This window comes from Noviherbaspirillum agri (assembly GCF_054780595.1).
The window spans coordinates 1-25,457 of the sequence record NZ_BAAGWA010000023.1; the positions used below are offsets into that span (position 1 = coordinate 1).

A 25,457-nucleotide genomic window follows, 5' to 3' on the forward strand; every position below is an offset into this window, starting at 1 on the left:
GGCGTCGCCTGGTACGTGACCATGAGCGCCGCATCGACGTCTCCACCGAAATGATTTACGTCGCCATGGGTAGCCTGCTGCTCAAGCGTCTATTCGAGGAAATCTAGTTTTCAAACAGGCTCTAAGAAATTACTCTGCATCTGTTCCACGTAAAGCGCATGATTAGCGTGAAACTAAGTGCGCGGTTTGGGTAATGATCGAAGTTCTCTTGGATGCAAGGTCACGTCCTAGAACTGCTGCTACATCCACAACTGCCGTCAACCTGACATGCTTGCGCGCGATTCATTGCTTTGTGACGGCGAATCAGCAGAAACCCGCCAAGCAACAAGGCGGACCCCACTGCGATCTCCACATACCAGCCAGTCGCTGCCATTCCAAGGCTGGACAGTCCAAGCCATGCCAGCAATGGCGCAACCAAAGGGGCGCAGCATGCGGCACAGGCTGCCAATGCAACACCTGCTGCGCCCGCTGTTCCTACCTTTGCAGCCGTTGCCCCACCCTTCATTTGTGTTTCGTTCATGATTTCTCCTTTTTGAAGGCGCACAGATGTTGTGCTTGCATTAAAGATAAAACCTCAAGTAACTTTAGGAGCAAGGACTTTTTAAGGACCGCACAATGTCGCACCCCCGCCTGACCATCGGTGCTCTGGCTACGCATACCAGTACCAGTGTGCCCACCATCCGTTACTACGAGGAAATAGGCCTGCTACCTCAAGCGCAGCGTTCCGCGAATGGACGACGTTACTACCGGGATGCCGATCTAAAGCGGCTAACCTTCATCAAGCGCTGTCGGGACTTTGGCTTCCCAATCGAGCAGGTACGGGAACTGGTCAAGCTGTTCGAAGACGGGGACCGTTCCTGTATTGAAGTCAGGGATCTCGCTCAAGTGCACCTCGATACCGTGCGCGCAAAGCTCGAGGAAATGCGGCAGCTTGAGGCAGGTCTGGCGTCATTCGTCGAAAGTTGTGACGAGGCCTGCTGTCAGGGGGCGACACGGGACTGCACCATCATCGTGGACTTGTCTGCTGTGGAACCTGACATATCGGCCTCGGATCAAGGAGGATGCTGCATCACGCCGCCACATGAAAAAAAGAAGGTTGTAACGGTAGAATCCACCGCTTTTAAACAGATCAGGCGGACATAGGCATGGAATGGGCGGGAGTTGCGCGAACCTTTGGATTGTTCTTTGCTACAGCGGTTGCTGAGCTGGTTGGGTGTTATCTGCCGCTACTCTGGTTAACGGGTAAGGGAGGCATGTGGTTGCTGCTCCCTGCAGCGCTCAGCCTGGTGATCTTTGTCTGGCTGCTGACATTGCATCCTGCAGCCAGCGGACGGGTTTATGCCACATACGGTGCCATTTACATTGCGACAGCGCTTGGGTGGCTTTGGATAGTCGACGGCGTTTCCCCTACTTGGACTGACGTCACTGGCGTTGCGCTTGCCCTCTGTGGTGCTAGCGTCATCGCCATGGGACAAAGGTCTGTTTGACGTTTGAAATGGCAGCTTTGCAGAGCCTCGAAAGTCCGCAATGGGTCGTCTCTTCCATGTCGCCCCTTCCAAATGAGCGTCTAGAAGGCATCCGTTAGCCGTCAATGCCGCGACGCATGACTCGGACTCAGTGCGGCCAAAAGGAGACGGTCGCCATATCGGAGGTCTGCGCCGTTTGTTGTCATAAGCAAATCTTCCCTTTACACTGCTGTAACGTGTTCTCGACAATGATCGTAACTGCAAGCACTGAACACTAAGCGCTTTCGCCCCGCTTACGCCATCTGCGATCCATATTGAGCGAAGCAGGGTAGCACGGTGTTCGCCTTTATCGAACACGTTCACAGTGGCCAGGCTTCTGAGGCTAAATGTTGAACGTAAATAAAGCGCGCAGTGTTGCTTCAAGAAATGCTTACCAGAATGGCGAATTACCAAATAGCGAAATGAACAAGAGCCAATACAAAAGATTATGTTTAGTACTAGTGGTGCCTTTGCTTTTTGCTGGTTTTATCAGTTCAAATACCTTCTTACGCTTCGAGAAATACAACTGGCTGTTATGCGAAAAATATTCAGAAAGACCTGAGTATTGCCGTGGTGGTTCATTTAAAGACCATACAACATTTTATGAATCGATTAAAAAGACTTCGCCGGCATGGTTTGAGGTGATCTTCCCTCCCAATGAGAAGCCAGTGAAATTCGATGTTATGGCTAGAGTTAGATTAGCATTAGCAGACGAGATTATCGATGCCAAGCCTCATTTAGGTTACGAGGATAAAGCTGATTACATGAATCAGATGATCGGGCGTAATGCAGAGATCTCACTCGGCATTATAGAAGATGCAAAGTCCCATATTGATGCGTGGTTACCATTCGTGTTCTTGGCCTGCAACCGATTGGAAATGGATAACAAAGAGCCTAGGGTTTATACAGCTCACTGCGTAGGAAAGGGATGGAATGGTGCTATTACTTTTAAGGCAAGCGCTGACACAGAAGTCATGCTACAAGAGCTTAAAAATGCATATTATAAAGAGTTAGATGAATTGGAATTCAGTTATTGGGCCAATCAGATTACAGCGTGGCTATTGTACGTTGTCCTGTTTCTTATTATTTCGCTTATCGTTTATCTAATCAGGATTAGCATTAACTATGTAAGGTTCGGATCAAAGAAACGCGGCAGTAGCACCGAAGCAGCCGGTACATAGAATCGCATAAGCGCATTTTTACGACGTTCGCTGAGCATACCCCCTTTCATATAAGGCACCTTCGGGTGCCTTTTTTGTATCCAAACGCCATTGACCTGATATAGGAATTTGTAGCCAGTCGCCAGGTTAGTCTTCGGGTTCAAGCACTCTGATTTTGCCATCAGCAGAAGCTTGCGATGATCCCGGCTGGCACAGGCGCTGGCCGCGCAACATGTCCCGTTTATGAAGCCGTGCCGCAGTTGCCATGGTCACCGGAGAAATCAAAACTCCCCGAACAACACCGGCCGCGGCTCACCCGTCAACTGATCGAGCGTGTCCTGCACTGGTATCACCAACTCCTGCCGGTTCACGCCAACGCCCAAGATGTAATGCGCAGCTATGGTTTCAAATACCTGCACTTCGGCGTGCGGGTCTGTTGGGCAGAAGGGAGGTAGCCCGCGCCTTCGCCCGTCGTCCGCAAACATCCGCTCAAAGGCCCATGGGCCGTCACGCCTGCCACGGTGTTTCGTAATTTCATTGCTTGCTGCGTTGGCCCAGCAAAATAGGCAGTCATGAGTCCAAAGAATCTCAGGTGAAAGACCCAGAATGATCCAGTCCCGGTAGCCGCTCTTCTTGCGTTTAGATTCGAACACGGCTTCATTCACGCGCCCTATCGAGACAGACACTGCGCCGTAATGATCATCTAAGCGGTGCAGGGTGCTTGGAATGGCGTTGACTTGCGCATTGACTAGATTCGCCCGGGACATAAGGCCCGCTTGGACAATGCCAGGAAGGTTACACAGTCGTGTGAAATGGAACAGTTGAGATATTCCGCGCGCCTCAGCGGAAGTTCGGATTTTCTCCCGATAATTCATCTTTTTCACTCCCTTTATCCCACTGACCGCAAAACTTGCCAGCTATTGGCATACTTTTGGGCTTTGCGGACCTTTCTAGCTAGACGGCGAAGCGGCAATTGATATTCGATCTTCCGTTCACGAAGGGCAGATATCTCGAATCATTCATCGATTAATGCATAGAGGGGTTCCTTTGATTCCCGCGCACTATGCGACAGTAGCCACCCCTCGCATTCATGCGGGTTCCAGCGGTGTGTGCCGCATCATTTCCTTTTAAATCAATTACTTGCTGTTTGTCGTTTTGGCCGGGTATGATGGCGCGCATTGTTCTTTCCAGCAAGAATAACAATGGACCACTGGCACGCCCCTTACCTCGGCCTACGTCACATCCCGCCTGAACTCAACGAGTTCGAACTCAACACGTTCTTCACTTTCTCCGCCAAAGAGCGCGCCCTGATCGATGAAAGGCGCCGCGACTTGTACCGCCTGGCGCTCGCCCTGCATCTCGGTTTCGTGCGCATGACAGGCCGCACGCTCGATGCGTACCGGCAGATCCCGAAGGCGCTGTGGACGCACCTCGGCGAGCAACTGGGCATTGCGCCGCCGGAAATTGGCACGCTCCGTTCGCTGTACGACACCCGGCCGCGCACGCTGATCGACCACCAGCAACTGGCCTACCGGGCGCTCGGCTTTGCCGCCATGACCGAGCACCAGCGCCGCTATCTCGTGCGCTGGCTGAAGGAAACGCTGGTCGGGCGGCCGGACACGTCGACGCTCCTGGTCCAAGTCAAGTGCTGGCTGTACGAGCACCGCATCCTTATCGCGCACGACCGCCTGCTCAAGCGCGTGATCACCGAGGCGATCCGCAGCCATGAAGCATTCTTGGAGAAGACGCTGCTGCAATCGGTCGGCGACGCCACGATCGCCGAGTGGAGCCGGCAGCTCGCAGCGCCGGAGGGCGAGCACGGCAGTCTGCAGCAATGGCTGTGGGCGGTGCCGCTGAAGCATTCGACCGTCCAGATGGCCGAGCTGTTCGACAAGATCGACCGGCTCTACGTGCTGAAGGTGGCCGCGGCTTGGCCGGCGGACGTGAACGAGACGCTGGTGCGCCATTACGCGCGCCGTTGCGCGAACCGGCCGCCGTCGGTCAGCAAGCGCATCCAATCGCAGTCGCGCCGGCTGGAATCCGCCTGCTTCATGCGCTATGCGCTGTGCTCGGCGACGGACCAGTTGCTGGCGATGTTCCGGCGCTGGGCGATCGACGTCACCAACGAGGCTGGTCGGCAGGTCGACGCCGGCCGCCCCGACCTCAAGAATCAGCTGTGCGGCTTCGCCGAGGCGGTCAAGGCGCTGGCACTGGACAAGACCCAGCCCGCCGACGATACGCTGGTCAAGATCGCCGATCTGGCCGACCAGACGCTCAAGCAGCATGCGCCGAGCCGGCGCAGCCTGATCCGCCTGCAACTGATGACCAAGAGCGCCCAGGCGCGCGCCATGCTGCACAAGCTGGTCAAGCTGCCGTTCGAGTCTGAGACGCAGCATCCCGTCATCGACGCCATCAACGTGCTGCGCGGCATGTACGGCCCGAACGGCGGCAACGAGCTGCCGGCGGATGCCGACATCAAGCTCGGCCGCGTGTGGCGCGACGCCATCCGCGGGAAAAACCGCGTCGAGGCGTTGCGCGCATTCGAGTGGGCGACGATCTCCGCGCTGCGGATGGCACTGCGCAACGGCTCGGTCTACGTTGACCACAGCTTTTCCTTCAGGAGCCGCGCGACGCTGCTCATTCCAGAGGACGAATGGAAGACCAAGCGCAACCACTACTACGGCCATCTCGAATTGCCACAGGATCCGAAGGTGTTCCTCGCCAGGATCGTCGACCACCTCGACCAGGGCCTTGAACGCCTGCGCGACGCGTATCTGCGCGGCGAGGTCCGGATCGAGGACAACGGCGTCCACAACGAGGCGCTGGTGGCCGAAGACAAGGAGCCGCATCTGGACGCCTTGCGGCGCGCGATCTTCGAGGACCGACCGGTTGGCCAGCTCCCGAAAATCATCCTCGACATCGACAGCGAAGTGCGGTTTTCCTGGATGCTGCTGGGGCGCGAACCGCGCTCGCGCAGCGAGTTGCTGCTTGTGTACGCCGCCGTCTTCGCGCACGGCACCTCGCTGTCGGCCGCCGATATTGCGCGCATGATTCCCGAATTGAAGCCGGCGGCGATCCGCCAGATGATGAAACTGGTGGCCGACGAGCGCAAGCTGCGCGAGGCGGCCAACGCCGTGCTCGCCTTCATGCACCGCCACCCGATCGCGGCGCATTGGGGACGCGGCGACTTGGCATCAAGCGACATGATGAGCCTGGAGACGACGCGTACCGTCTGGCAGGCGCGCGCCGATCCGCGCCGGCGCACCGCCTCGATCGGCATCTACACGCATGTGCGCGACCGCTGGGGCATCTTCTACGACATGCCAATCCTGCTCAAGGAGCGCCAGGTCGGTGCCGCCATCGAGGGTGTGGTGCGGCAGACCGGCACCGACGACGTCGCCCAACTCGCGGTCGACACCCACGGCTATACCGATTTTGGCATCGCTGTGGCCAAGGGCCTGAAATTCGACCTGTGCCCGGTCCTGCAGCACATGCGCGACCGCTACCTGCATGTGCCGGTCGGCCACCTGGTGCCGGGCGAAGTGCTCCCCGTCGTCGCCGGCGACGTGAACCTGGACGCGATCGAGGCGATCTACGACGAATTCGTGCGCGTGGTCGCGTCGATCCAGAGCGGCCGCTGCACTGCGGTGCAGGCTTTACAGCGCTTCGGCTCGGCCGCGCGCGGCCAGGATGTCTATGACGGCGGCGTGCAGCTTGGGCGCCTGCTGCGCTCAATTTTCCTGATCGACTATTTCACCAACCCGGCCTTCCGACGCGAGCTACGGCACGCCTTGAACCGCGGCGAGGCGGTCCATGCGGTGCAGCGCGCCGTGCACACCGGCAAGATCCCGACCGAGCTGGCCAAGCGGCCGGAATCGCTGGCAGCCGTATCGTCGAGCCTGTCGCTGCTGACGAATGCGCTGATGGCGTGGAACACGCAGCACATGCAGCGCACGGTCGAACGGATCGAGGCGGTCGGCGGCGAGAAACTGTCACCGAAAGACCTGCGCCGCATCGCGCCGACGAACCTGGAAGGAATCAACCTGCGCGGAACCTTCGAGTTTCCGCTGGCGGACTATGCACTGCGCATCTTGCCCAGCAGCGCGTCCATCCATCTGGAGACAACCAGGACAGGGGCAATGTGATGGGCATTTGTGCGGGGTGGCACTGCTCACTTGACCGTCCACTCATGCGGCGGATACCCGCTTCGGCTTGAGCTGCGAGCGACGTGTCGCTCCCTGTAAGTACTCACCGAATACTTGCACTCGCGGCGTTGCCCGCCCAAGCTTGTCCAGTACACGCACCAAGCCGCCCTCGTATTGACGAAGAAACACGCCCCCCTTTTTCATGTTTTCATGAGACCGATGTGTTTTAACGCGCAAGCGCTTGGGGGTTGCGCCGAGTAAGACGAGAAGTGAAGGCAAAGCGCTATGGGAAAGCAGACGTCAAAGATGGTTCATCGTGCCCCCAGAGGGAGAACAGTGCAGCGCCCCCATTTATTTGGAAAAAAGATCAACCAATTTCTTCGCTGCGAAGAAATTGATAAAGACATATAGGGCTACCAAGAATAAAACGATCAATATTTTAAAAACTATGATGAACATCGTCGTCGGGCCTTTTTACTAAAAGATGCAATTCGGTCGCACGGAATATCCCAGTCCAGCGACTGTCTGGTCCTGGAGGAAACGGAAAAAATGCGCTCAATCGAATAGCCGCTTCAGAAACCCTCCATGGCCCTTGGACCTGCTGCCATGATGATCGTCATGGTGCCCCCCACTGTGCCCAAAGTAGTTTTCACCATGTCCGCCATACGGTTGCTGTGGTGACACAGGCTGTGTTGGGTTGACAGGTGCTGCTTGGACATAACTGGCCTCCTCGCGCTGACTGCGCTCGATGATTTTGTCGAGTTCGCCGCGGTCCAGCCATACGCCCCGGCATTGGGGGCAATAATCGATTTCGATGTTTTGCCGCTCGGTCATAACGAGTTGTGTTTCCTTGCATACGGGGCATTGCATAATGCTATCCATTCACGTGTGTTCATAGAATAACCAAATTTTCATCGATGTCTTATCGACATCGAGACTGTTCATTGTAGTCCTTTAGCCAAGGCCGCAGCATGGCTGTAGCCCGATACGTTTTCGCAGTGCGGGTTTCTAGCACGCTTTGCCCAAGGAATGTCCGTGATTCAGGATTATTCGGCACGGATTATTTGCTTGACCGAACAGGTGAGTCACGACTCTGCCGCACCGCCGGTATCGGTGAAGGCGAGTAATCGCAGTGCATTGACGACCACGAGCAACGTCGACCCTTCATGAAAAAGTACGGCCGTCCCGATGTTCAAGCCGAAGATCGTCGCCGGAACCAGCATGGCGACGACGCCCAGACTCACCCATAAGTTTTGTTTGATGATGCTGCTGGCGCGGCGGCTAAGCGCGACGGCAAAGGGCAGCTTGGTAAGGTCGTCAGCCATGAGCGCAACGTCCGCTGTTTCGAGGGCGACATCGGAGCCGGCAGCGCCCATGGCAATGCCGACGGTAGCATTCGCCATGGCCGGCGCGTCGTTGACGCCATCGCCGACCATGGCGACTTTGCCTGCGTCCTTGCGAAGCGCCTGAATCGTATCCACTTTATGTTCAGGCAGCAGGTCGCCTCTCGCTTCGGTCAGCCCAACACTCTTGGCGACCGCTTCAGCCACGCGCTGATTGTCACCGGAGATCATAATAAGCCGCGTGATACCCACGGCGCGCAGGCGATGCATCACATTGCTGGCCTGTGGTCTGGGAGTATCCATGACGCCGAGGACGCCCAGGTAGCGCTCACCCCAGCGCACGATCATTGTGGTCCGCCCGGAAGCCACGAGTTGCGCGTTGGCTTCCGCTACATTGCGTGGAGCAGGCGGTCCGGCAATTTCGTCAAACAGAATCGGTTTGCCAATGTAGACCTCGACGCCGTCCAGAAGCGCCTTGATGCCACGCCCAGTGATACTTTCAATGGCATTGGCCGGACTTACCGGGTTCTCTGCTCCTAGGCGCTGACGTGCTCCGTCAACGATTGCTGCAGCCAGCGGATGGTCGCTGTGCTGCTCGACCGCAAGCGCCACGCCCAAAAGTTCAGGTTCGGTCGACTCCTCTGCCGTGATGACGTCAGTCAGGCGCGGCTTGCCTTCTGTCAGTGTGCCGGTCTTGTCAAACGCGATCGCAGTCAACGTGCCTAAATTTTCCAGTGCGGCGCCCCCCTTGATTAAAACCCCGGAGCGCGCGGCCCGTGCGACACCGCTTAATACCGCACTGGGCACGGAGATGGCCAAGGCACACGGACTCGCCGCGACAAGCACCGCCATTGCCCGGTAAAAGCTTGCCGAAAACGGTTCGTCGATCACCACCCACGCCAGAAGCAGTAATCCGGCCAACACGAACACGCACGGTACAAACACCTTTTCAAATCGCTCGGTGAAGTGCTGGGCGGGAGACCGTTGAGTCTCCGCGTCGGTGACCATTTGCATTACCCGTGCCAAAGTTGACTGCGCCGCTGCGCGAGCCACGATGACTTCCAGAACGCCTGCACCATTGATGGTGCCGGCAAACACCCGGTGTTCCGGGCGAACATGTTCAAAGCGATCAAGGTCTGCGTTTGGATCGCCAGCAGCACGTTTATCGACAGGAACGCTTTCACCGGTAATCGGTGCCTGGTTGACGCTGCTTGTGCCCGCGATCACGATGCCGTCGGCGGCGAGTCGCTCATTCGGGCGTACAACAATCACATCTCCTCGCGCCAAACGATCGACCGGTACTTCTTCAGTCTGGTCGCCGCGTTTGACCAATGCCGTTTCCGGAGCAAGTTCTGCAAGTGCTTCTATGGCGCGACGCGCACGGCCCATCGCCCAGTGTTCCAGTGCATGCCCGAGACTAAACAAGAATAGCAACAGGGCACCTTCCGCCCACTTGCCCAACGCCGCCGCGCCAATCGCGGCGACCAGCATCAAGCTGTCGATCTCGAAGCGCCTTGCCTGTAAGTTCTCGATGGCCTCTCGCAAGGTGAACCAGCCGCCAAAGACATAGGCCAGGAGATAGAAAGCGATGGGTCCCCACGCCGGCGCGACCTCGAACTGCTCAATGAGCCAGCCGGTTGCAAGAAGCGCACCGGTAGTCAGCGAAAACACTAGTTCAGTACGTTCGCCGAACAGGCCGCCATGTGCGTGGGAATGTTCCTTTGCCTCATGAACGTGAGGATGTTCATCGCGAACGTGCTCTTCGCCATGTCCTACCGTGTGTGTCGGACACCCATGCTCCACCTCGGGTTGTGAGATAAGCGGGTCACCATGTCCTTGAAGTGCCGCGATGCTGATGTCGATGCCATCCTGCTGAAGCTGTGCGGTCAACGCTGCGAAATTCACCATATGCCGGTCGAATTCCAATCTTAGCGAACCTGATGGGGAAACATCGGCTTCCAGTATCCCGGGCGTATTCGACAACCGCGCTGCCAGAGTGCGGGCAGCGCGTGCATGCAGCGGATTGGGGAGTCGCTCAGAAATATGGCCAATGCGACGCGTGATTTCGGCGCCGGCCGCAAGCGTCAGCTCTCGCACACGCGCAAGAGAAAGTTGGTTGCGATCGTAATGAATACATAGTTGCGGCTGGGTTGCCGCATTCCCATTCACAATATGTGCTTCGGTGACACCGTCCTGTCCATTTAGCATGGTAACGAGTGTCTTGACACATTGATCACGCGCATCTGGAATGTCGGGAAGAATCACCGGCAACTCGATCTGGAGTTTGGCTTGGTCAGACATTTCTTACCTTTGCTTTGTCATTGTCGTTTGGTGGCGGGCCTTCTGCATTGCTGATACCCAATTCGTCATCTATATAAACGTTGACAATATGGGCAGCAAGGCGTCGCGGACGAGACCTTCAAGCTTACAACATTGTTCAGCCGTCAGTAGTAGTGAGCACCGCCGTACTTCTGGGTGCCGCCGGCCGTCATGGGATATGCGCCGCCAATTGCTCATGCGTCATTGTCGGTGCACTTATTATTGGTTTCTGGTTGTGAGCCGGCCAGAATTGTGGTTAAATCCGAGTGGTTTATTTGGGTTTGTCCTGCATCATGCGGCGTCTATTACTAATTTTCCTGTTAATGGTTGTCCCGTTCCAGCTTAGCTGGGGAGCGGCGGCTGCCTATTGCAGGCATGAAAGTAATCCAGCCGTCTCCCATTTTGGTCACCATGCTCATCAACATGCTGCCTCGAGTGAGGAGAGCAAGTCTTCGCCAGCCAAGCTTCAGTTCGGTGGCGACAGTGACTGCGCGGTCTGTCAGCTAGCAGGTATTGGTTTTGCGCCAACGCCGGAATCGTCACAGTCGCTCGCATTGACTTCTGTCGATGCCGAGGCAGAGCTGAAGCCATCAAGGGCATCACTTCATCCGTCTCCTCCTGAACGCCCTCAGTGGCAGCGTGCCGTTTCTTGATCCGGCACGTCGCTACTTTTCTTTTTTTCGCCCAATTTCATTAGCGCGTTTTGCCGGATCCCTTTATTTTTCTAAGGAGATTCGATGCAAAAGCTTTTGTTGCCGCTTGCTTTGGCGGCATTGGTTATACCCTTTTCTTACGCGCAAACTCCCTTTTCAGGCGCCGTAACGCCAGGGGCCGCCAGTTCGCAGGTGGTTGAGCCGACAGGCGCCCTCACCTTGGCTACCGCGCTGGAGCTGGCTCTGCGTGCCAATCCGGACATTGCGGTTGCCGCTCGCGAGGTGCAGGCGATGGAAGGCGTCGTGCGCCAAGCAGGCGTGATTCGCAATCCCGAACTGGCGGCATCGGTCGAAGATACGCGGCGCGAAACGCGAACCACCACGTTGCAGTTCAATCAACCGATTGAGTTGGGCGGCAAGCGTGCCGCAAGAATCTCCGCGGCGGAGCGCGGCCGTGATGCGGCCGAGATTGAATTGGCGGGCAAGCAGGCCGAGGTGCGTGCCGCCGTGGTCGCCGCTTTCTATGACGTTGAGACTGCTCAGGAGCGCGTTCGTCTGGCGCAGGCCACTGTCGAGCTGGCGCAACGGGCAACCCTTATTGCCTCCAAGCGTGTACAAGCGGGAAAGGTTTCACCCGTTGAGGAAACACGCGCACGCGTCGCGGAATCGGGCGTAAGGGTCGAGCTTGCACAGGCGGTCACTGAACTCGAAACTGCACGTCGCCGCCTTGCTGCAACCTGGGGCAGTACTACCCCGCGCTTTGACCGGGCCGACGACCATATTGAAGCGCTTCCACGCTTGCCTGCATTGACAGAGCTGACGCAGCGCCTTGAGCGTTCGCCCACCATGTTACGCGCGCGAATGGAAGTTGAGCGGCGTCAAGCATTAACGCAGGTAGAACGCAGCCGTCGCATTCCAGACCTCGTCGTCAGCTTCGGCGCCAAGCGCGACGAGCAACTCGGGCGCAACCAGGCGATCGTAGGGGTATCGATACCTCTACCTCTATTTGATCGTAACCAGGGCAACCTCCTGGAGGCCTTGCGCCGCACCGAAAAGGCGCGAGACGAACTTAGCGCAACAGAAGTCGGCTTGCACAGCGAACTGGCGCAAGCCTATGGCCGCCTGAGTGCGGCACGCAACGAAGTCACCCTGTTGCAGAACGAAGTCTTGCCGGGCGCGCAAAGCGCTTATGAGGCAACGACCAAAGGCTTCGAGCTGGGCAAGTTCAGCTTTCTGGAAGTGTTGGATGCCCAGCGTACTTTTTTTCAGGCCAAATCTCAATATTTGCGCGCACTTGCGGAAACCCAGCGTTCGACAGCAGAGATCGATCGGATTGTGGGCACACCATTTTTGGACACACGCACAAATTCCATGCAGCAGGAGAAACAATGAACAGGAAACAACTTCTCGCCATCCTCGCCATTCTGGTGGCCGGCGGGCTATTTGGCAGCTACGTGCTATTCAAAGGAAATAGCCAGCCGGAAGGCCGGACGGCCTCTGCGCATGCAGAAGGTGAGCATGCACACGCGAAGGGGCATGCGGATACCGAGCATCACGGCGGCAAGGCCGGCGACAAGCATGACGAGGCAAAAAGCCATGGCGATACGGAACATCACGAGACAACAGCGGCAAAAGGCCCCCATGGCGGTCAACTCTATACCGAAGGCGATTTCGGGCTGGAGATCCTGCTTGCTGAAGAACAGGGGGAAGCACGTTTTCAGGTGTATCTGAGCAATCAAGGGAAGCCGTTGCCGCCCACGGCCGCAAAAGTGACCTTGACTCTGGACCGACCAGATGGCACGAAGGAAGACATCGCTTTCACCGCCGACAAGGACGCATTGAAGAGTACGTCGCCTATTGAAGAGCCGCATGTGTTTGACGCGACGATTGCAGCCCAAAGTGCCAAGGAGTCGTTCCTGTTCACGTTCTCCAGGGAAGAAGGAAAGGTGGAAATGAGTGACCAGCAAGTCAAGGCGGGCGGCATCACCATGCAGACCGCCGGCGCAGCAAAGATCAAGAGTGGTCTGCAATTGCCCGGCGAAATTCGTTTTAACGAAGACCGGACCGCACATGTGGTACCGCGCGTGACGGGTATCGTCGAATCGGTCCCGGTCAATCTTGGTCAGCCAGTTAAAAAAGGCGCGGTGTTGGCTGTTATCACTAGCACCGCCTTATCCGAGCAACGCAGTGAATTGCTTGCTGCGCAAAAGCGGCTCGATTTTGCGCGCGATGCCTATGCGCGTGAAAGGAAACTGTGGGAAGAGAAAATATCGGCCCAGCAAGACTACTTGCAAGCGCAACAGCAGTTCCGTGAAGCCGAAATCGCGGTACAAAACGCGCAGCAAAAGTTGATTGCGTTGGGCGCAGGGACTTCTGCGAATGGTGCATTGAATCGCTTTGAAGTCCGTGCGCCGTTTGACGGCATGGTCGTCGAAAAGCACATTACCCTGGGCGAAACGGTCAAGGAAGATGCCAGCATCTTCACGCTATCGGACCTGTCCACCGTGTGGGCCGAGATTGTGGTGCCGGCCAAAGACATTGACAAGGTTCGTGTCGGCGCCAATGCGCTGGTGAAGGCCACGTCAGCCGAGTCAAAAGCGGCCGGAAAGGTGTCCTATGTCGGTTCACTGATCGGCGAGCAGACGCGTTCGGCCAAGGCTCGCGTGGTGCTGCAAAATCCCAATATGGCGTGGCGCCCAGGACTGTACGTCAATGTGGAATTGACTGCGGAAGAGGCTCAGGTGCCCGTTGCGGTGGCAGCCGATGCGGTTCAATCCATCAATGAGAAGCCGATGGTTTTCATGCGCGTCGCCGATGGCTTTGTTGCGCAGCCGGTTACGCTGGGCCGTTCCGACGGCAAGCAGGTTGAGATTGTCAAGGGCCTCAAGCCCGGCGCCCCGTACGCTGCCGCCGGCAGTTTCGTCATCAAGGCGGAGCTGGGCAAGGGCAGCGCTGAACATACCCACTGATGCGGAGAAGAAATCATTATGTTTGAACGCATCATTCGTTTTGCCATTGAGCATCGCTGGCTTGTCCTTCTGGCTGTAATGGGGATGGCCGGCTATGGCATCTACAGCTACCAGAAACTTCCTATCGATGCAGTGCCGGACATTACCAACGTCCAGGTGCAGATCAACACCGCCGCGCCCGGATACTCGCCCTTGGAAACGGAGCAGCGTGTAACTTTTCCGCTCGAGACGGTCATGTCCGGTCTGCCTCATCTGGAGCAGACCCGCTCGTTGTCACGTTATGGGCTATCGCAGATTACAGTCATCTTCAAGGATGGCACGGATATCTACTTTGCACGTCAACTCGTCAATGAACGGATTCAGCAAGCCAGAGACAGGTTACCTGCTGGGCTAGCGCCCACCATGGGCCCGATTTCAACCGGCCTTGGCGAAATCTACCTTTGGACGGTGGAAGCCAAAGAGGGCGCAAAGAAGGCGGACGGGGCGCCGTACACGCCCACGGATTTGCGTGAAATTCAGGACTGGATCATCAAGCCGCAATTGCGCAATGTCCCTGGCGTTACCGAGATCAACTCCATCGGTGGGTTTGCGAAGGAATTCCTGGTCGCCCCGTCGCCGCAAAAGCTCGCGTCGTACGGCTTGTCGCTGCAAAGCGTCGTAAGCGCCCTGGAGAAAAACAATGCCAATGTTGGCGCCGGTTACATCGAAAGGCGCGGCGAACAATACCTGATTCGCGCACCAGGCCAGGTTGGGTCGCTGGAAGATATCCGAAATGTCGTTCTCAGCAATGTGCAGGGTGTCCCCATTCGCATCCGCGATGTTGCCGACGTAGAGATAGGGCGCGAGCTCCGTACGGGTGCGGCCACGGAAAATGGACGCGAAGTGGTGCTTGGCACGGTCTTCATGCTAATCGGCGAGAACAGCCGCACGGTGTCGCAAGCCGTGGATAAGAAGATGGCGGAGATTAATCGTACTCTTCCTGAAGGGGTCGAGGCGGTTACCGTCTATGACCGCACGGTCCTGGTCGACAAGGCAATCAACACGGTCAAGAAAAACCTGATCGAAGGTGCGGTGCTGGTGATTGCGATCCTGTTCCTCTTCCTCGGAAATATTCGCGCGGCGCTCATTACCGCGATGGTCATTCCGCTGGCCATGCTGTTTACGTTTACCGGCATGGTAAGCAACAAGGTGAGCGCCAACCTGCTCAGCCTCGGTGCGCTGGACTTCGGGATCATCATTGATGGCGCAGTGGTGATCGTCGAAAACTGCGTACGCCGTCTCGCGCATGCGCAGGAACACCATGGGCGGCCACTGACGCGTGCAGAGCGATTTCATGAAGTTTTTGCCGCATCAAGAGAAGCGCGCAGACCGCTGTTGTTCGGACAGTTGATCATCATGATCGTCTACTTGCCCATCTTCGCGCTGACCGGTGTGGAAGGCAAGATGTTCCATCCGATGGCGTTCACCGTCGTCATTGCGCTAATTGGCGCGATGATATTGTCGATTACCTTTATTCCGGCTGCGGTAGCGCTTTTCATTGGCAAGAAAGTGGCGGAAAAGGAAAACGCACTGATGCGTGCTGCAAAGCGTGCATATGAACCGCTACTGTCTCGCGCAATGGTCAATAAGCCGGTTGTGCTCACGTTTGCCGGCGTCATGGTCGTCCTTTCCATTGTCATTGGCGCCCGCCTCGGCAGCGAGTTTGTGCCAAGCCTGAATGAGGGCGATTTTGCGATACAGGCCTTGCGCATTCCCGGCACAAGTCTGACGCAGTCGGTGGCGATGCAACAGCAGATCGAGCGGACGTTAAAAGCCAAGTTTCCCGAGATCGATCGCATTTTTGCGCGTAGCGGCACCGCAGAAGTGGCATCGGACCCCATGCCGCCCAATATTTCTGATGGCTACATCATGCTCAAGCCGCAGGATCAGTGGCCGGAACCGAGAAGAACGCGCGATGAATTGCTGGCAGCGGTTCAGGAAGAGGTTGGCAAACTTCCAGGAAATAACTATGAGTTCAGCCAGCCGATTCAGTTGCGCTTCAATGAGTTGATTTCCGGCGTGCGCAGTGACGTGGCGGTCAAAGTATTCGGCGATGACAACGATGTCCTGAACGATACGGCGGCGAAGATCCAGGCTGTTCTTGAAAAGGTACCGGGCGCCGCGGAAGTCAAGACGGAGCAGACAACCGGCCTGCCCATGTTGACAATCAATATTGACCGCGAGAAGACGGCGCGGTACGGCCTGAATGTCAACGATGTGCAGGAGGCATTGGCGACCGCCACCGGCGGACGCGAAGCAGGCACGCTGTTCCAGGGAGACCGGCGTTTTGACATCGTGGTGCGCTTGCCGGACAACCAGCGTGGCGATCTTGAAGCGCTCAAGCGCTTACCGATTCCTTTGCCGGCGACGCAAAGCAATGGCGCCGGTACCAACTACATTCCATTGGGCGAAGTGGCCGGTCTGGAAATTGCGCCTGGCCCCAACCAGGTCAGCCGGGAAAATGGCAAACGCCGCATCGTTGTCAGTGCCAATGTCCGCGGCCGTGACCTCGGTTCCTTCGTCGCGGAGGCGGAGCAAAGTATCGCGCAACAGGTGAAGGTGCCGTCCGGCTATTGGACGGAATGGGGCGGTCAGTTTGAAAACCTGCAATCGGCAACAAACCGCCTGAAGATAGTCGTGCCGGTGTCATTGCTGCTGGTGTTCGTACTGTTGTTCGCGATGTTCAATAACGTCAAGGATGGCTTGCTGGTGTTTACCGGCATTCCATTCGCTTTGACAGGCGGTGTGGTTGCGCTATGGATGCGAGGTATTCCACTATCCATCTCGGCTGCGGTAGGATTTATTGCGCTGTCAGGTGTCGCTGTGCTGAACGGCCTGGTGATGATCGCTTTCATCCGAGGCCTGCGCGACGAAGGCCGTTCGCTCGACGCGGCCGTGCAGGAAGGGGCATTGACGCGTTTGCGGCCAGTGTTGATGACCGCACTGGTCGCTTCCCTTGGCTTTGTTCCGATGGCAATTGCCACCGGTACCGGGGCGGAGGTCCAGCGCCCGCTGGCGACGGTGGTCATCGGCGGCATCCTCTCTTCAACTGTTCTGACGCTGCTGGTATTGCCGCTGCTGTACCAGATGGCGCATCGCCGTGATCCGGAAGATGTCGTCGGAGAAGACGACGATTCGGTCGCCGAGAGCAAAGACCCGCAGGTGCTTTTCTGGAAAAAGAAAAAGACGGTCTGATATGTCTGACGCCGCAGACCCTGCGACTGGCGGCGTTTCTTTATTTGATTGAAGGAGTAAGAAATGAAATATCTTATGATTGCACTCTTAGCCGTCGTTGTAGCCGGTTGTTCTGCACTGTCAGGCAGCCAAGTGAGCAAGAGCGGAACCAACGTGCGGCCCGACCCGTACGATATGACGTACAGAGGCGGCCAATAATTAAATCGCTCCGTGTCGAAAGGTATTGACGCATGCTCAGAATGAAAATCTTGAATATGCGTCAAGAGAACAGACCGATCCAAATGCCAGCTGATAGGCGCGACGCTCGCTATGCCGAATTGCCTCTGTTACGTGGGCATTACAAACGGAGACATCGGTGCCTCGCGGTCTTGCCTTCATTGCGACGGAGTGTGGGTATGCGGCTCTTTCTAGGCGCCATGGTTGGGCTAATGGTAAGCGCATGCGCCGCTCCGCCGGTGCAAGAAGGCTTTGTGCCCTGTCGGCGTCTCGGACGCATGAGCGAGTGTATTACCGTGCCGCTTGCGGACCCAAGCGCCGATAGGGAAGCCAAGCAGTTCATTGTTCCGTCCGATGGCAAGGCGCGGGTCTATCTTGTTCGGCCCTACACGCAGGAGCCAAGAAGGAGGACGGATGTTTTCCTGGATGGGAAATGCGTGGCGGAGCTTGCGCCATTGACGTATGTCGTACTGGATGTGTTGCCTGGAAAACATCGGCTCAAGGTAAAAACATACGATGACACTGCGACGCTCGATATTGATGTCAACGAAAACAATATCTACTACGTCCAGCACCAATTTGACCTGCTCTTCAATACGATATCTGCACGGCTGAAGGTCGTTCAAGAGGGCGATGCGCAACCACGAATACTGGCGTCAAAGCGGGCGATTGCATACACGCAGCGAGAGGATTAATTAGGGTACTGTCGACCGAATAAGCTCGCGGAAGTCGGCGACAGAGTTTATATGAATGGAAAAGGAGGAAACGATGAAATTGAAAAAAATGATTGTACTGCTGGGTTGGACCGCATTCATTGCCACATCCCTGGTTCAGGCAGCTGACGATCACAAGGGCCATGACCATAAGGGTAAGCAGGGAAGCCAGCATGTCGACGAGGCCAAGCCGATGTATGGCGGTGTGCTGGGCGTAGCCAACGATATCAGTTATGAACTGGTTGCCAAGCCCGACAGAATCGTGCTTTACGTTTCGGACCATGGCACCGCCGTGGACACTAAAGGTGCATCTGCATCGATTACCCTGCTTTCCGCATCCGGGAAGACGGATGTGGCGCTGAATCCAACAGGTGAAAACAAGCTTGAAGCTACCGGCGCGTTCCAGACGGCTCCTGGCACGAAGGCCGTCGCCAGAGTGGCGTTGAAGGGCAAGCCGGCGCAGAACGTACGATTCACCCTGAAGTAGACGGTCTTGGCCTGCCCTCCCGAAAAACAACTTGATGCAATACGGAGCAAGGAGCAAATACGTGCAGTTGCTCCCTGCTTATGTAATCAGCGGTATCGACGAGGGCATGATGAGCGAACTGTAAGAGGAGCAGGATAATGGCCGCAGAACATTCACATGGCGTATCAGCCGGGCAGAACGAAAAGCCGCTTTGGATTGCGCTATGTTTGACGACGGCATTTCTGATTGCGGAGGTTGTCGGCGGCATATTGGCGAACAGTCTTGCCCTCATTTCGGACGCCGCGCACATGTTCACTGATGCGGCTGCACTGGCCATTGCACTGGTCGCGATTCGTATCGGCAAAAGACCGGCCGATAGCCGGCGAACATTCGGCTACTACCGGTTCGAGATTCTTGCCGCTGCATTCAACGCCATTTTGCTATTCCTGGTGGCGATCTATATCCTGTATGAGGCGTACCAGCGCCTGAAGAGTCCGCCCGAGATTCAGTCCGGCGCCATGCTGATCATCGCCTCTTTGGGGCTCGTCATCAATCTGGTCAGCATGCGGCTGCTCAGCGTGGGAAAAGACGAAAGCCTGAACGTCAAGGGAGCGTACCTCGAGGTATGGAGCGACATGCTCGGGTCGGTGGGTGTCATCGGTGGCGCGCTCGTCATTCGCTGGACGGAATGGGGCTGGGTGGATTCGGCAATCGCGGTTGCGATCGGGTTGTGGGTGCTGCCCCGGACTTGGGCGCTGCTGAAAGAAAGCATGAATGTGCTGCTCGAAGGTGTACCGGAAGGACTCGGCCTTGCGGAAGTGGAAGCGGCGATTCTTGCGCAACCTGGTGTGACCAGCATCCACGAACTTCATGTGTGGTCCATATCGAGCGGTAAAGCCAGCCTGACTGTGCATGTCGTTTGTACGGATGCCAAGGCAGACTGGCCTGGGTTACTCGCTACGATTCGCGACATGTTGGCAGAACGATTCGACATTCACCACTCCACGGTGCAGCTCGAACAAACACCATGCGAGCAAGATAGCGGTCCTCATGCGTTTAGCCCTGTCGCGCACGAGAAGAAGGTTCCACGTTCAGATTGAATTGAACACCTGATGGGTCGCGTACCCGGGGTCGTAAATGAACGCACGCCGGCTGCGGATGCCGGCCGATGGCCGGACAATGTTTGAGTATTCGGAAAAGTCATGTATGTGCACAATCGCTGGGTGCCGATGGAGTTGATGAACACCCTGTTGGGCGGCGGCCTTCTGATGGCGCTGATCATCCTGGGATTGCTGTTCTGGTTAAGTCGTGGAGAGAAGAAAGACAAATCGAAAATGGACAACAGGCCCCTCGCAACTCCCCGAAAAAAGCATAGGTCCCGGAAAAAGAAATGACGCGGCGCGGTTTATTCATGAATTTTCAATGCATTCCAGATCGGCGCACCGCAAAAAGAATCCTGGGCGCGCATCGTGGGGAATCCCATAATTTTTAATGTAGTTTTGTTCCAATTAGTATAAGTGTATGAAAGTCCGCGCGTTGCATCTGCGAGCCTTCTCTATGGGCTTGCCAAGCTTTACGCTATTGATAGCCACATGGCTTGCAGTCGTCTACAACCTTCCATTCTGGTCGAAAATCGTTGACGCAAGTGGGGGCGACATTCTTGGTCGCCTCGCATTCCATGGGTCCGTGTTCGCATTGGTCGTTTTAGGCTTCACCGTTCTCTTGAGTTTGCTGTCGTTCCGCTTCACCACGAAACCTGCGGTGATTTTGATCCTGTTGCTGGCGTCCGTCGTGGCCGGGTTCATGCAACGCTATGGTGTGCTGATCGACCGCTCCATGATCCAGAACGTGTTCGAAACCGATTGGCGAGAGGCGCGGGATCTGATCAGCATGCGTTTGGTGCTGACCGTGGTGTTACTAGGGATTGTGCCCGCCGCGGTGGTGGCGCGCATTCCGCTACACTTCCGACCATGGCGTCGTGAGGTGGCAATCAAGCTCGCCATCTTGTGTGCGAGCGGCGTTGCAATGGCCGGGTTCATGTTTTCATTTGGAGCAGAGTACGCTTCATTGTTCCGCAACCATCGGGAACTCCGTTTCATGTTGACCCCGACCAATGCAATCCAGTCAAGCTTCAGCTATTTCAAGGGCAAATCTAACCAGAATGACGTAACGATTGACATTCCCCATTCGTATAAGAAGGAGGCATGGGCTGGACGGGAGAAACCGGTCGTGCTGGTTCTCGTGGTGGGTGAAACTGCCCGCGCGGCGGACTTTTCGCTGAACGGGCATGAACGGGAAACGAATCCGCTTTTGCAACGCGAAGACATCATTAACTTTTCCAACGTCACTTCCTGTGGCACCGCGACTGCGGTGTCACTGCCGTGCATGTTCTCCGATCTTGGGAGAGAAAGGTTCGAGCAGAAAGCAGCAATGCAAAGGGGTAATCTCCTGGACGTGCTGGCAAGAGCGGATATCAATGTACTCTGGAGGGATAACAATTCAGGGTGCAAGGGAATTTGCGCGCGCGTGGCGAGCGAAGATCTGTCCGACGCGAATGTGCAAGGACTTTGCGATAGCGGCGAGTGTTTTGACGAAGTCTTGACGCATGGCCTGCAGGAACGGATGGACACGAACGGCAAGCCGCAAGTCATCGTCCTCCATCAGAAAGGCAGCCACGGACCAGCTTACTCCCGCCGTTATCCCCCACAATTCGAGAAATTCAAGCCAGCGTGCCAATCGGTAGACTTGGCACGCTGCCCCCCGGAGGAAATTCATAACGCATACGATAATACGATCCTATACACGGATTATGTGCTGGCCAAGGTGATCGACATTCTCAAGAAAAACAGCGACAAGGTCGACAGCGCTCTTCTGTACGTTTCCGACCATGGTGAATCGCTCGGGGAGTTCGGCCTGTATTTGCATGGGGCTCCGCGCGCTATTGCGCCTGCTGTCCAATATGAAATCCCGATGCTGGCCTGGTTTTCCAGCGGTTTTGCAAGCACAATGGGACTTGATGTTTCGTGCGTACGAAGCAAAGCCAGAAATGCATACTCGCACGACAATTTGTTTCATTCCGTCACAGGTCTGCTTGATGTTGCCACGGCGTCTTATCGGCAAGACCGCGATCTTTTCCATGGCTGTCGCCACTACAAGGAAGGTTAGAGCAATCGACCCGTGCTGGCGTTAGTCTGCCGCGTTCTGTGTCCTGCCGAGCAGTTCGGGGGCCTTCTGACGTAAGAAATAGGCGATGCTGCATACTGCCCATACGATCCACAGGCTCCAAAGGTTATGCGACAGAAAGTGAGCGCCGCGTATCACTTGCACGAGCGACATGACCGATCCGAGTAGGAGTCCAGCGACGAGCAGGCACCGTGACCATCCCGGATGATGGTCCCTGAACGCGAAATAGCCGGAAATGAGTGCAAAGCCGCCTGCAGCATGTCCGCCCGGCCAGCAATGACCCGGACCAGGGTTCGCGCTTTGAGGCCCAAGCAAGCTGAACCACTGCGCGCCGCCGCCGTACAGGGCCAAGTCCCATGGGCATGAGTGGGAACTTGCCGCTTTTAGCGCAGCAACGCTGAGCGATGAGATGGGCAACATCAGGATCAACCAGAACAGCGGAGCCCTCAGCGTGCGCAAGTAATCCATGCGCACACTGAGCAGGGCGGCGCTGAGGCTGGTGAGCCAAAAGCCGACAACCAGCCACTTGAGCCCGTCGTGGCCGAGCCGCGTGAGCAGCAGTGATTCCCTGAAAGGAAATTGGCTCGTGGAGGCGTCAAAAAACAGCTGTGTCAACCTGAAATCGATAATGCCAGTGTGTGATAGCCAAATCAGCAACCCACCTGTCAGCGGGAGTACAAGGAGATTTTTTAAGTGAAAGTTATCCGTGAGGCGCATTTGTTCAATGTACAAATCCGAGCCAAATCAGTAATCCGAACTGGCAGAGGTTTTGTGCCTTTATCGTAAGATGATTCCGACAAAAAGTGCCCTACCATTGAACAATGGCGGTGCACAGATGCATGAGGTCACTACGTGAGGATACCACTGTGGATGGAGTCACAAACAACCGACAATTTGCGCATCGGATTGATTTGAAAGACGATCGCTTCTGGGAAAGCGCGGTTCGGCTATATGGCAAACGACTGGAAGTGGTGGCGTCGAACATCGCCAATGCTGATACGCCAAACTATAAAGCGCGCGACATCGATTTCAACGCTGCGTTGGCGCAATCCCTTGCGGCACCGGCAGAAGCAAAGCCCTCAGGCTCCCCTGTTAGAAAGGAATCGCCCGATTCAATCTCGCCGACACTGCTCTATCGAGTTCCTGCACAGCCAGGAGTAGATGGCAACACTGTCGACATGGACGTGGAACGGACAGTATTCGCCGACGCCGCCATTCGCTACGAATTTGCGATGCAGAAGGCCGTGGGTGATAAGGAAATCAGCGAACTATTTAAAAACCTCACACCTTAGCCTTAGGGACGAGGGGTTTGAGAATACGCTGAACGGACCATGACTAACTCCCCATTCAGTGATTGATCCGCTAACCAAAAACCCGGATTTTAATCGGATAGCCATCGATGGCGTACCGATATGCATGCACCCGCGCTATCGCTGGCACCCACGGCGTTGTGCAATCGCAGTAACCGTTCACCCCGCCGGGAAATTGCGGGAGTCAAGGCCGACGTAGCGAAGTGCTGACCGGCGGCAATGAATAACGATTGTGAGCGAGTCGTGCGCAACCTGGAAGCGGTGCGACGACTCACACGCACATGGATATCGACCTGTCGCAACCGGCTCCACGCGTGCGCACTCTTGAAGAGGCGCAAACACTCATCGATGCGCTGTGGTCACTGGCGCAAGCGCAGGCGCACACGATCAGGGAACAGACACGGCAGATCGAATCGTTGAACCAGCGAATCGCCAAACTGGAAGAACGGCTTGCCACCAACTCGCGCAATTCCTCCACGCCGCCCTCGGCCGATCCGCATCGCCCCAAGGCGAAGAGGTCGCCGACTGGCAAGAAGCGTGGCGCCCAGCCTGGCCATGCCGGCAAAGCCAGAACCTTGCTGCCGCCTGACCAAGTCACGCAAGCGCACGACTGCCAGCCCGGTCCCTGCCCGGCCTGCGGCGCCGCCGTGAAGATCACCGGTCTCATCGCACGGCATCAGGTGATCGACCTGCCGACGATGGCGCCCGTGGTGACCGAATACCGGTTGTTCGGCGGCGCCTGCCGCGCGTGTGGCTGCATGGTCGACGCCGCCTTGCCTCCCGGCGTGTCCCATCGCGTGACCGGCCCGCGCTTGCTGGCGCTCATTGGCGTACTTGGCGGCGTCTATCACCTGTCCAAGCGGCAGACGCAGGGCGTGCTGGCCGATCTGTTCGGCATTGACCTGTCGGTCGGTGCCATCAGCGAAAGTGAAGCCGAGATCGGCCATGCGCACGGCACTGGATGTGGCTGGTGGCGACCCAATGCGTGGCCGTGTTCCTGATCGCCGCCACGCGCAGCGCGCAAGCGGCCAGGACGGCGCTGGGTGTGGAAGCGGTCCGGGCCGGCAAGTGCGTGTTTTTCGCCACGCTGGTCGAACTGGTGGACTCGATGCGTAAGGCTGAGCACGAGGGCAAGCTGCGCGAACGCGTGAAGTTCCTGTCGCGCTACAGCCTGCTGATCTTGGACGAGATCGGCTACCTGCCGCTGGGTTCCAATGATGGCAACCTTTTCTTCCAGCTGGTCAATGCCTGCTACGAGTGCTGCGCGATGATCATGACCAGCAACCGCGGCTCCAGTGAATGGGGAGAGATCTTCGGTGATCCGGTCGTGGCGACAGCCTTGCTGGACCGACTATTACACCATGCCGTCGTGGTGCCGATCGAGGGCAATTCGTACCGATTGCGCGAGCATGCCGCCCTGATTCCGGAACACCTGCGCAGCCGTCCTGCCCTCCACGAAGCCGGCGGTTCGGGGATTGCGGCGGCACGAACGGTCGCCTGCCAGTGTCGCAAATCTTCATACACCCGGACGCCATGTGTTGTGTCGCAGGCGTCATTTGGCACGACAAGCGGAGGCTGACAGATCTCGGCTGGACCATTGTTGAAAATAAAATGTCCTTCATATTCAGTGGGTTGGCGGATTTTGCGCAGCCGTGATGCGGAGCTGGCACGGCCCCTGCAATAGGTCTGTCGAGCGCAAGAAAATGCTCGCATCAAATCACTCACTTCACTATTTCCATTAAGGAGAATTGTAATGACCACCCTGATCATCAACGACTTGGCAATGAACGCAGAACTCGACAGCAAGGCGATGGCGGCCGTGCGCGGCGGCTACCAGAAGATGGCCATGCCGGGCTGGTACCCGTCCTTCGAGAAGTCGACCAGCACCTTCTCGTTCGACGCATCGCAGTTGCTCGGCCAGACGCAGAACGTCGTCAACAACAACGGCAACAACGTCGCGTTCGCCAGCGGCATCGCATCGACCGTCAACCCGCACCAGTCCGGCAACAACACCATCAACTTCTAATCGCTGCAACGCGCCGGCACTCGGCGGCCACAGCCTGCGCCGCGGCTTGGCCACCAGCGCACACCGGTCAAGGGCAGAATTCCAGGACATCAAGCACCAAGGCGGCTGGAAACACGATGGGACGGCGCAGGGATATAATGAGGAAGCCGGCCGGTTCGAGGCCAATGCCGCCTTGACCCTGCTGCAGCGGAAGGGAGCAAACGATGTCTCAGAAG

At 56.8% G+C, this 25,457-nt stretch carries 20 protein-coding genes and 1 pseudogene; 17 read left to right on the forward strand and 4 right to left on the reverse strand.

The window, feature by feature from the left end; genetic code table 11:
• The first annotated feature begins 615 nt into the window (after positions 1 to 615).
• The 3 genes from ACYVIA_RS21615 (at position 616) to ACYVIA_RS21625 (ending at position 2,686) form a co-directional block, all read left to right on the forward strand.
• Positions 616 to 1,143 (forward strand): MerR family transcriptional regulator, encoded by a 528-nt coding sequence (locus tag ACYVIA_RS21615; RefSeq protein ID WP_460844295.1) that lies wholly within the window; start codon positions 616 to 618, stop codon positions 1,141 to 1,143.
• 2 nt (positions 1,144 to 1,145) lie between these two features.
• A complete protein-coding gene (locus ACYVIA_RS21620; protein WP_460844297.1) occupies positions 1,146 to 1,487 on the forward strand; it encodes a YnfA family protein in 342 nt (113 codons plus the stop codon).
• 365 nt (positions 1,488 to 1,852) lie between these two features.
• Positions 1,853 to 2,686, forward strand: a complete 834-nt coding sequence (locus ACYVIA_RS21625; protein ID WP_460844298.1) for a hypothetical protein — start codon at positions 1,853 to 1,855, stop codon at positions 2,684 to 2,686.
• A gap of 260 nt (positions 2,687 to 2,946) precedes the next feature.
• Here the strand turns inward: ACYVIA_RS21625 and ACYVIA_RS21630 are convergent, their stop codons facing one another.
• Entirely contained in the window at positions 2,947 to 3,540 is a 594-nt protein-coding gene (locus tag ACYVIA_RS21630; RefSeq protein WP_460844333.1) for a DarT ssDNA thymidine ADP-ribosyltransferase family protein, read from the reverse strand.
• A 327-nt stretch (positions 3,541 to 3,867) separates the two neighbouring features.
• Between ACYVIA_RS21630 and ACYVIA_RS21635 the strand changes: the two genes are divergently transcribed.
• A complete protein-coding gene (locus ACYVIA_RS21635; RefSeq protein WP_460844300.1) occupies positions 3,868 to 6,810 on the forward strand; it encodes a Tn3 family transposase in 2,943 nt (980 codons plus the stop codon).
• 555 nt (positions 6,811 to 7,365) lie between these two features.
• On the opposite strand, the gene ACYVIA_RS21640 is transcribed toward ACYVIA_RS21635, so the two are convergent.
• Positions 7,366 to 7,680 (reverse strand): TFIIB-type zinc ribbon-containing protein, encoded by a 315-nt coding sequence (locus tag ACYVIA_RS21640; protein WP_460844334.1) that lies wholly within the window; start codon positions 7,678 to 7,680, stop codon positions 7,366 to 7,368.
• A 215-nt stretch (positions 7,681 to 7,895) separates the two neighbouring features.
• Entirely contained in the window at positions 7,896 to 10,454 is a 2,559-nt protein-coding gene (locus ACYVIA_RS21645; protein WP_460844301.1) for a heavy metal translocating P-type ATPase, read from the reverse strand.
• Between the two features lie 311 nt (positions 10,455 to 10,765).
• On the opposite strand from ACYVIA_RS21645, the gene czcI reads away from it, so the two are divergent.
• The 9 genes from czcI (at position 10,766) to ACYVIA_RS21690 (ending at position 21,888) form a co-directional block, all read left to right on the forward strand.
• Positions 10,766 to 11,125 (forward strand): cation efflux protein, CzcI family, encoded by a 360-nt coding sequence (gene czcI / locus ACYVIA_RS21650; RefSeq protein ID WP_460844302.1) that lies wholly within the window; start codon positions 10,766 to 10,768, stop codon positions 11,123 to 11,125.
• Between the two features lie 84 nt (positions 11,126 to 11,209).
• Entirely contained in the window at positions 11,210 to 12,517 is a 1,308-nt protein-coding gene (locus ACYVIA_RS21655) for a TolC family protein (protein WP_460844304.1), read from the forward strand.
• Positions 12,514 to 14,094 (forward strand): efflux RND transporter periplasmic adaptor subunit, encoded by a 1,581-nt coding sequence (locus tag ACYVIA_RS21660; protein ID WP_460844305.1) that lies wholly within the window; start codon positions 12,514 to 12,516, stop codon positions 14,092 to 14,094. Before ACYVIA_RS21655 ends, ACYVIA_RS21660 begins: the two co-directional genes overlap by 4 nt.
• A gap of 18 nt (positions 14,095 to 14,112) precedes the next feature.
• Positions 14,113 to 17,328, forward strand: a complete 3,216-nt coding sequence (locus ACYVIA_RS21665) for a CusA/CzcA family heavy metal efflux RND transporter (RefSeq protein ID WP_460844307.1) — start codon at positions 14,113 to 14,115, stop codon at positions 17,326 to 17,328.
• Positions 17,329 to 17,822: 494 nt separating this feature from the next.
• Positions 17,823 to 18,239 carry a DUF2846 domain-containing protein gene (locus ACYVIA_RS21670; protein WP_460844308.1) on the forward strand — a complete coding sequence of 139 codons (417 nt, stop codon included), beginning with the start codon at positions 17,823 to 17,825 and terminating at the stop codon, positions 18,237 to 18,239.
• A gap of 73 nt (positions 18,240 to 18,312) precedes the next feature.
• Positions 18,313 to 18,744, forward strand: coding sequence for a hypothetical protein (locus tag ACYVIA_RS21675; protein WP_460844310.1), 432 nt, complete (start codon positions 18,313 to 18,315; stop codon positions 18,742 to 18,744).
• A 137-nt stretch (positions 18,745 to 18,881) separates the two neighbouring features.
• Positions 18,882 to 19,823, forward strand: a complete 942-nt coding sequence (locus ACYVIA_RS21680; protein ID WP_460844312.1) for a cation diffusion facilitator family transporter — start codon at positions 18,882 to 18,884, stop codon at positions 19,821 to 19,823.
• Positions 19,824 to 19,925: 102 nt separating this feature from the next.
• On the forward strand, positions 19,926 to 20,117 hold the full coding sequence (locus ACYVIA_RS21685) for a hypothetical protein (protein WP_460844313.1): 192 nt from the start codon (positions 19,926 to 19,928) through the stop codon (positions 20,115 to 20,117).
• Positions 20,118 to 20,244: 127 nt separating this feature from the next.
• A complete protein-coding gene (locus ACYVIA_RS21690; RefSeq protein WP_460844315.1) occupies positions 20,245 to 21,888 on the forward strand; it encodes a phosphoethanolamine transferase in 1,644 nt (547 codons plus the stop codon).
• A gap of 21 nt (positions 21,889 to 21,909) precedes the next feature.
• Here the strand turns inward: ACYVIA_RS21690 and ACYVIA_RS21695 are convergent, their stop codons facing one another.
• Positions 21,910 to 22,638, reverse strand: coding sequence for a phosphatase PAP2 family protein (locus ACYVIA_RS21695; RefSeq protein ID WP_460844316.1), 729 nt, complete (start codon positions 22,636 to 22,638; stop codon positions 21,910 to 21,912).
• Between the two features lie 173 nt (positions 22,639 to 22,811).
• Between ACYVIA_RS21695 and flgB the strand changes: the two genes are divergently transcribed.
• From flgB to ACYVIA_RS21715, 4 genes and pseudogenes are all read left to right on the forward strand, one after another.
• Positions 22,812 to 23,198 carry a flagellar basal body rod protein FlgB gene (gene flgB, locus ACYVIA_RS21700; RefSeq protein WP_460844336.1) on the forward strand — a complete coding sequence of 129 codons (387 nt, stop codon included), beginning with the start codon at positions 22,812 to 22,814 and terminating at the stop codon, positions 23,196 to 23,198.
• Positions 23,199 to 23,497: 299 nt separating this feature from the next.
• Positions 23,498 to 24,217: a DUF6444 domain-containing protein gene (locus ACYVIA_RS21705; RefSeq protein ID WP_460844318.1), complete on the forward strand. Its 720-nt coding sequence runs from the start codon at positions 23,498 to 23,500 to the stop codon at positions 24,215 to 24,217.
• 35 nt (positions 24,218 to 24,252) lie between these two features.
• Positions 24,253 to 24,666 (forward strand): annotated as a pseudogene (locus tag ACYVIA_RS21710) (ATP-binding protein); the annotation flags it as partial.
• Between the two features lie 303 nt (positions 24,667 to 24,969).
• Positions 24,970 to 25,242 (forward strand): hypothetical protein, encoded by a 273-nt coding sequence (locus ACYVIA_RS21715; RefSeq protein WP_460844319.1) that lies wholly within the window; start codon positions 24,970 to 24,972, stop codon positions 25,240 to 25,242.
• Positions 25,243 to 25,457 lie beyond the last annotated feature (215 nt).

What these genes read in the sequence shown, in the direction of transcription:
- ACYVIA_RS21615 (WP_460844295.1), top strand. Translation starts at nt 616, where the DNA reads ATGTCGCACCCCCGCCTGACCATCGGTGCTCTGGCTACGCATACCAGT.
- ACYVIA_RS21620 (WP_460844297.1), top strand. Translation starts at nt 1,146, where the DNA reads ATGGAATGGGCGGGAGTTGCGCGAACCTTTGGATTGTTCTTTGCTACA.
- ACYVIA_RS21625 (WP_460844298.1), top strand. Translation starts at nt 1,853, where the DNA reads ATGTTGAACGTAAATAAAGCGCGCAGTGTTGCTTCAAGAAATGCTTAC.
- ACYVIA_RS21630 (WP_460844333.1), bottom strand. Translation starts at nt 3,540, where the DNA reads ATGAATTATCGGGAGAAAATCCGAACTTCCGCTGAGGCGCGCGGAATA.
- ACYVIA_RS21635 (WP_460844300.1), top strand. Translation starts at nt 3,868, where the DNA reads ATGGACCACTGGCACGCCCCTTACCTCGGCCTACGTCACATCCCGCCT.
- ACYVIA_RS21640 (WP_460844334.1), bottom strand. Translation starts at nt 7,680, where the DNA reads ATGCAATGCCCCGTATGCAAGGAAACACAACTCGTTATGACCGAGCGG.
- ACYVIA_RS21645 (WP_460844301.1), bottom strand. Translation starts at nt 10,454, where the DNA reads ATGTCTGACCAAGCCAAACTCCAGATCGAGTTGCCGGTGATTCTTCCC.
- czcI (WP_460844302.1), top strand. Translation starts at nt 10,766, where the DNA reads ATGCGGCGTCTATTACTAATTTTCCTGTTAATGGTTGTCCCGTTCCAG.
- ACYVIA_RS21655 (WP_460844304.1), top strand. Translation starts at nt 11,210, where the DNA reads ATGCAAAAGCTTTTGTTGCCGCTTGCTTTGGCGGCATTGGTTATACCC.
- ACYVIA_RS21660 (WP_460844305.1), top strand. Translation starts at nt 12,514, where the DNA reads ATGAACAGGAAACAACTTCTCGCCATCCTCGCCATTCTGGTGGCCGGC.
- ACYVIA_RS21665 (WP_460844307.1), top strand. Translation starts at nt 14,113, where the DNA reads ATGTTTGAACGCATCATTCGTTTTGCCATTGAGCATCGCTGGCTTGTC.
- ACYVIA_RS21670 (WP_460844308.1), top strand. Translation starts at nt 17,823, where the DNA reads ATGAGCGAGTGTATTACCGTGCCGCTTGCGGACCCAAGCGCCGATAGG.
- ACYVIA_RS21675 (WP_460844310.1), top strand. Translation starts at nt 18,313, where the DNA reads ATGAAATTGAAAAAAATGATTGTACTGCTGGGTTGGACCGCATTCATT.
- ACYVIA_RS21680 (WP_460844312.1), top strand. Translation starts at nt 18,882, where the DNA reads ATGGCCGCAGAACATTCACATGGCGTATCAGCCGGGCAGAACGAAAAG.
- ACYVIA_RS21685 (WP_460844313.1), top strand. Translation starts at nt 19,926, where the DNA reads ATGTATGTGCACAATCGCTGGGTGCCGATGGAGTTGATGAACACCCTG.
- ACYVIA_RS21690 (WP_460844315.1), top strand. Translation starts at nt 20,245, where the DNA reads ATGAAAGTCCGCGCGTTGCATCTGCGAGCCTTCTCTATGGGCTTGCCA.
- ACYVIA_RS21705 (WP_460844318.1), top strand. Translation starts at nt 23,498, where the DNA reads ATGGATATCGACCTGTCGCAACCGGCTCCACGCGTGCGCACTCTTGAA.
- ACYVIA_RS21715 (WP_460844319.1), top strand. Translation starts at nt 24,970, where the DNA reads ATGACCACCCTGATCATCAACGACTTGGCAATGAACGCAGAACTCGAC.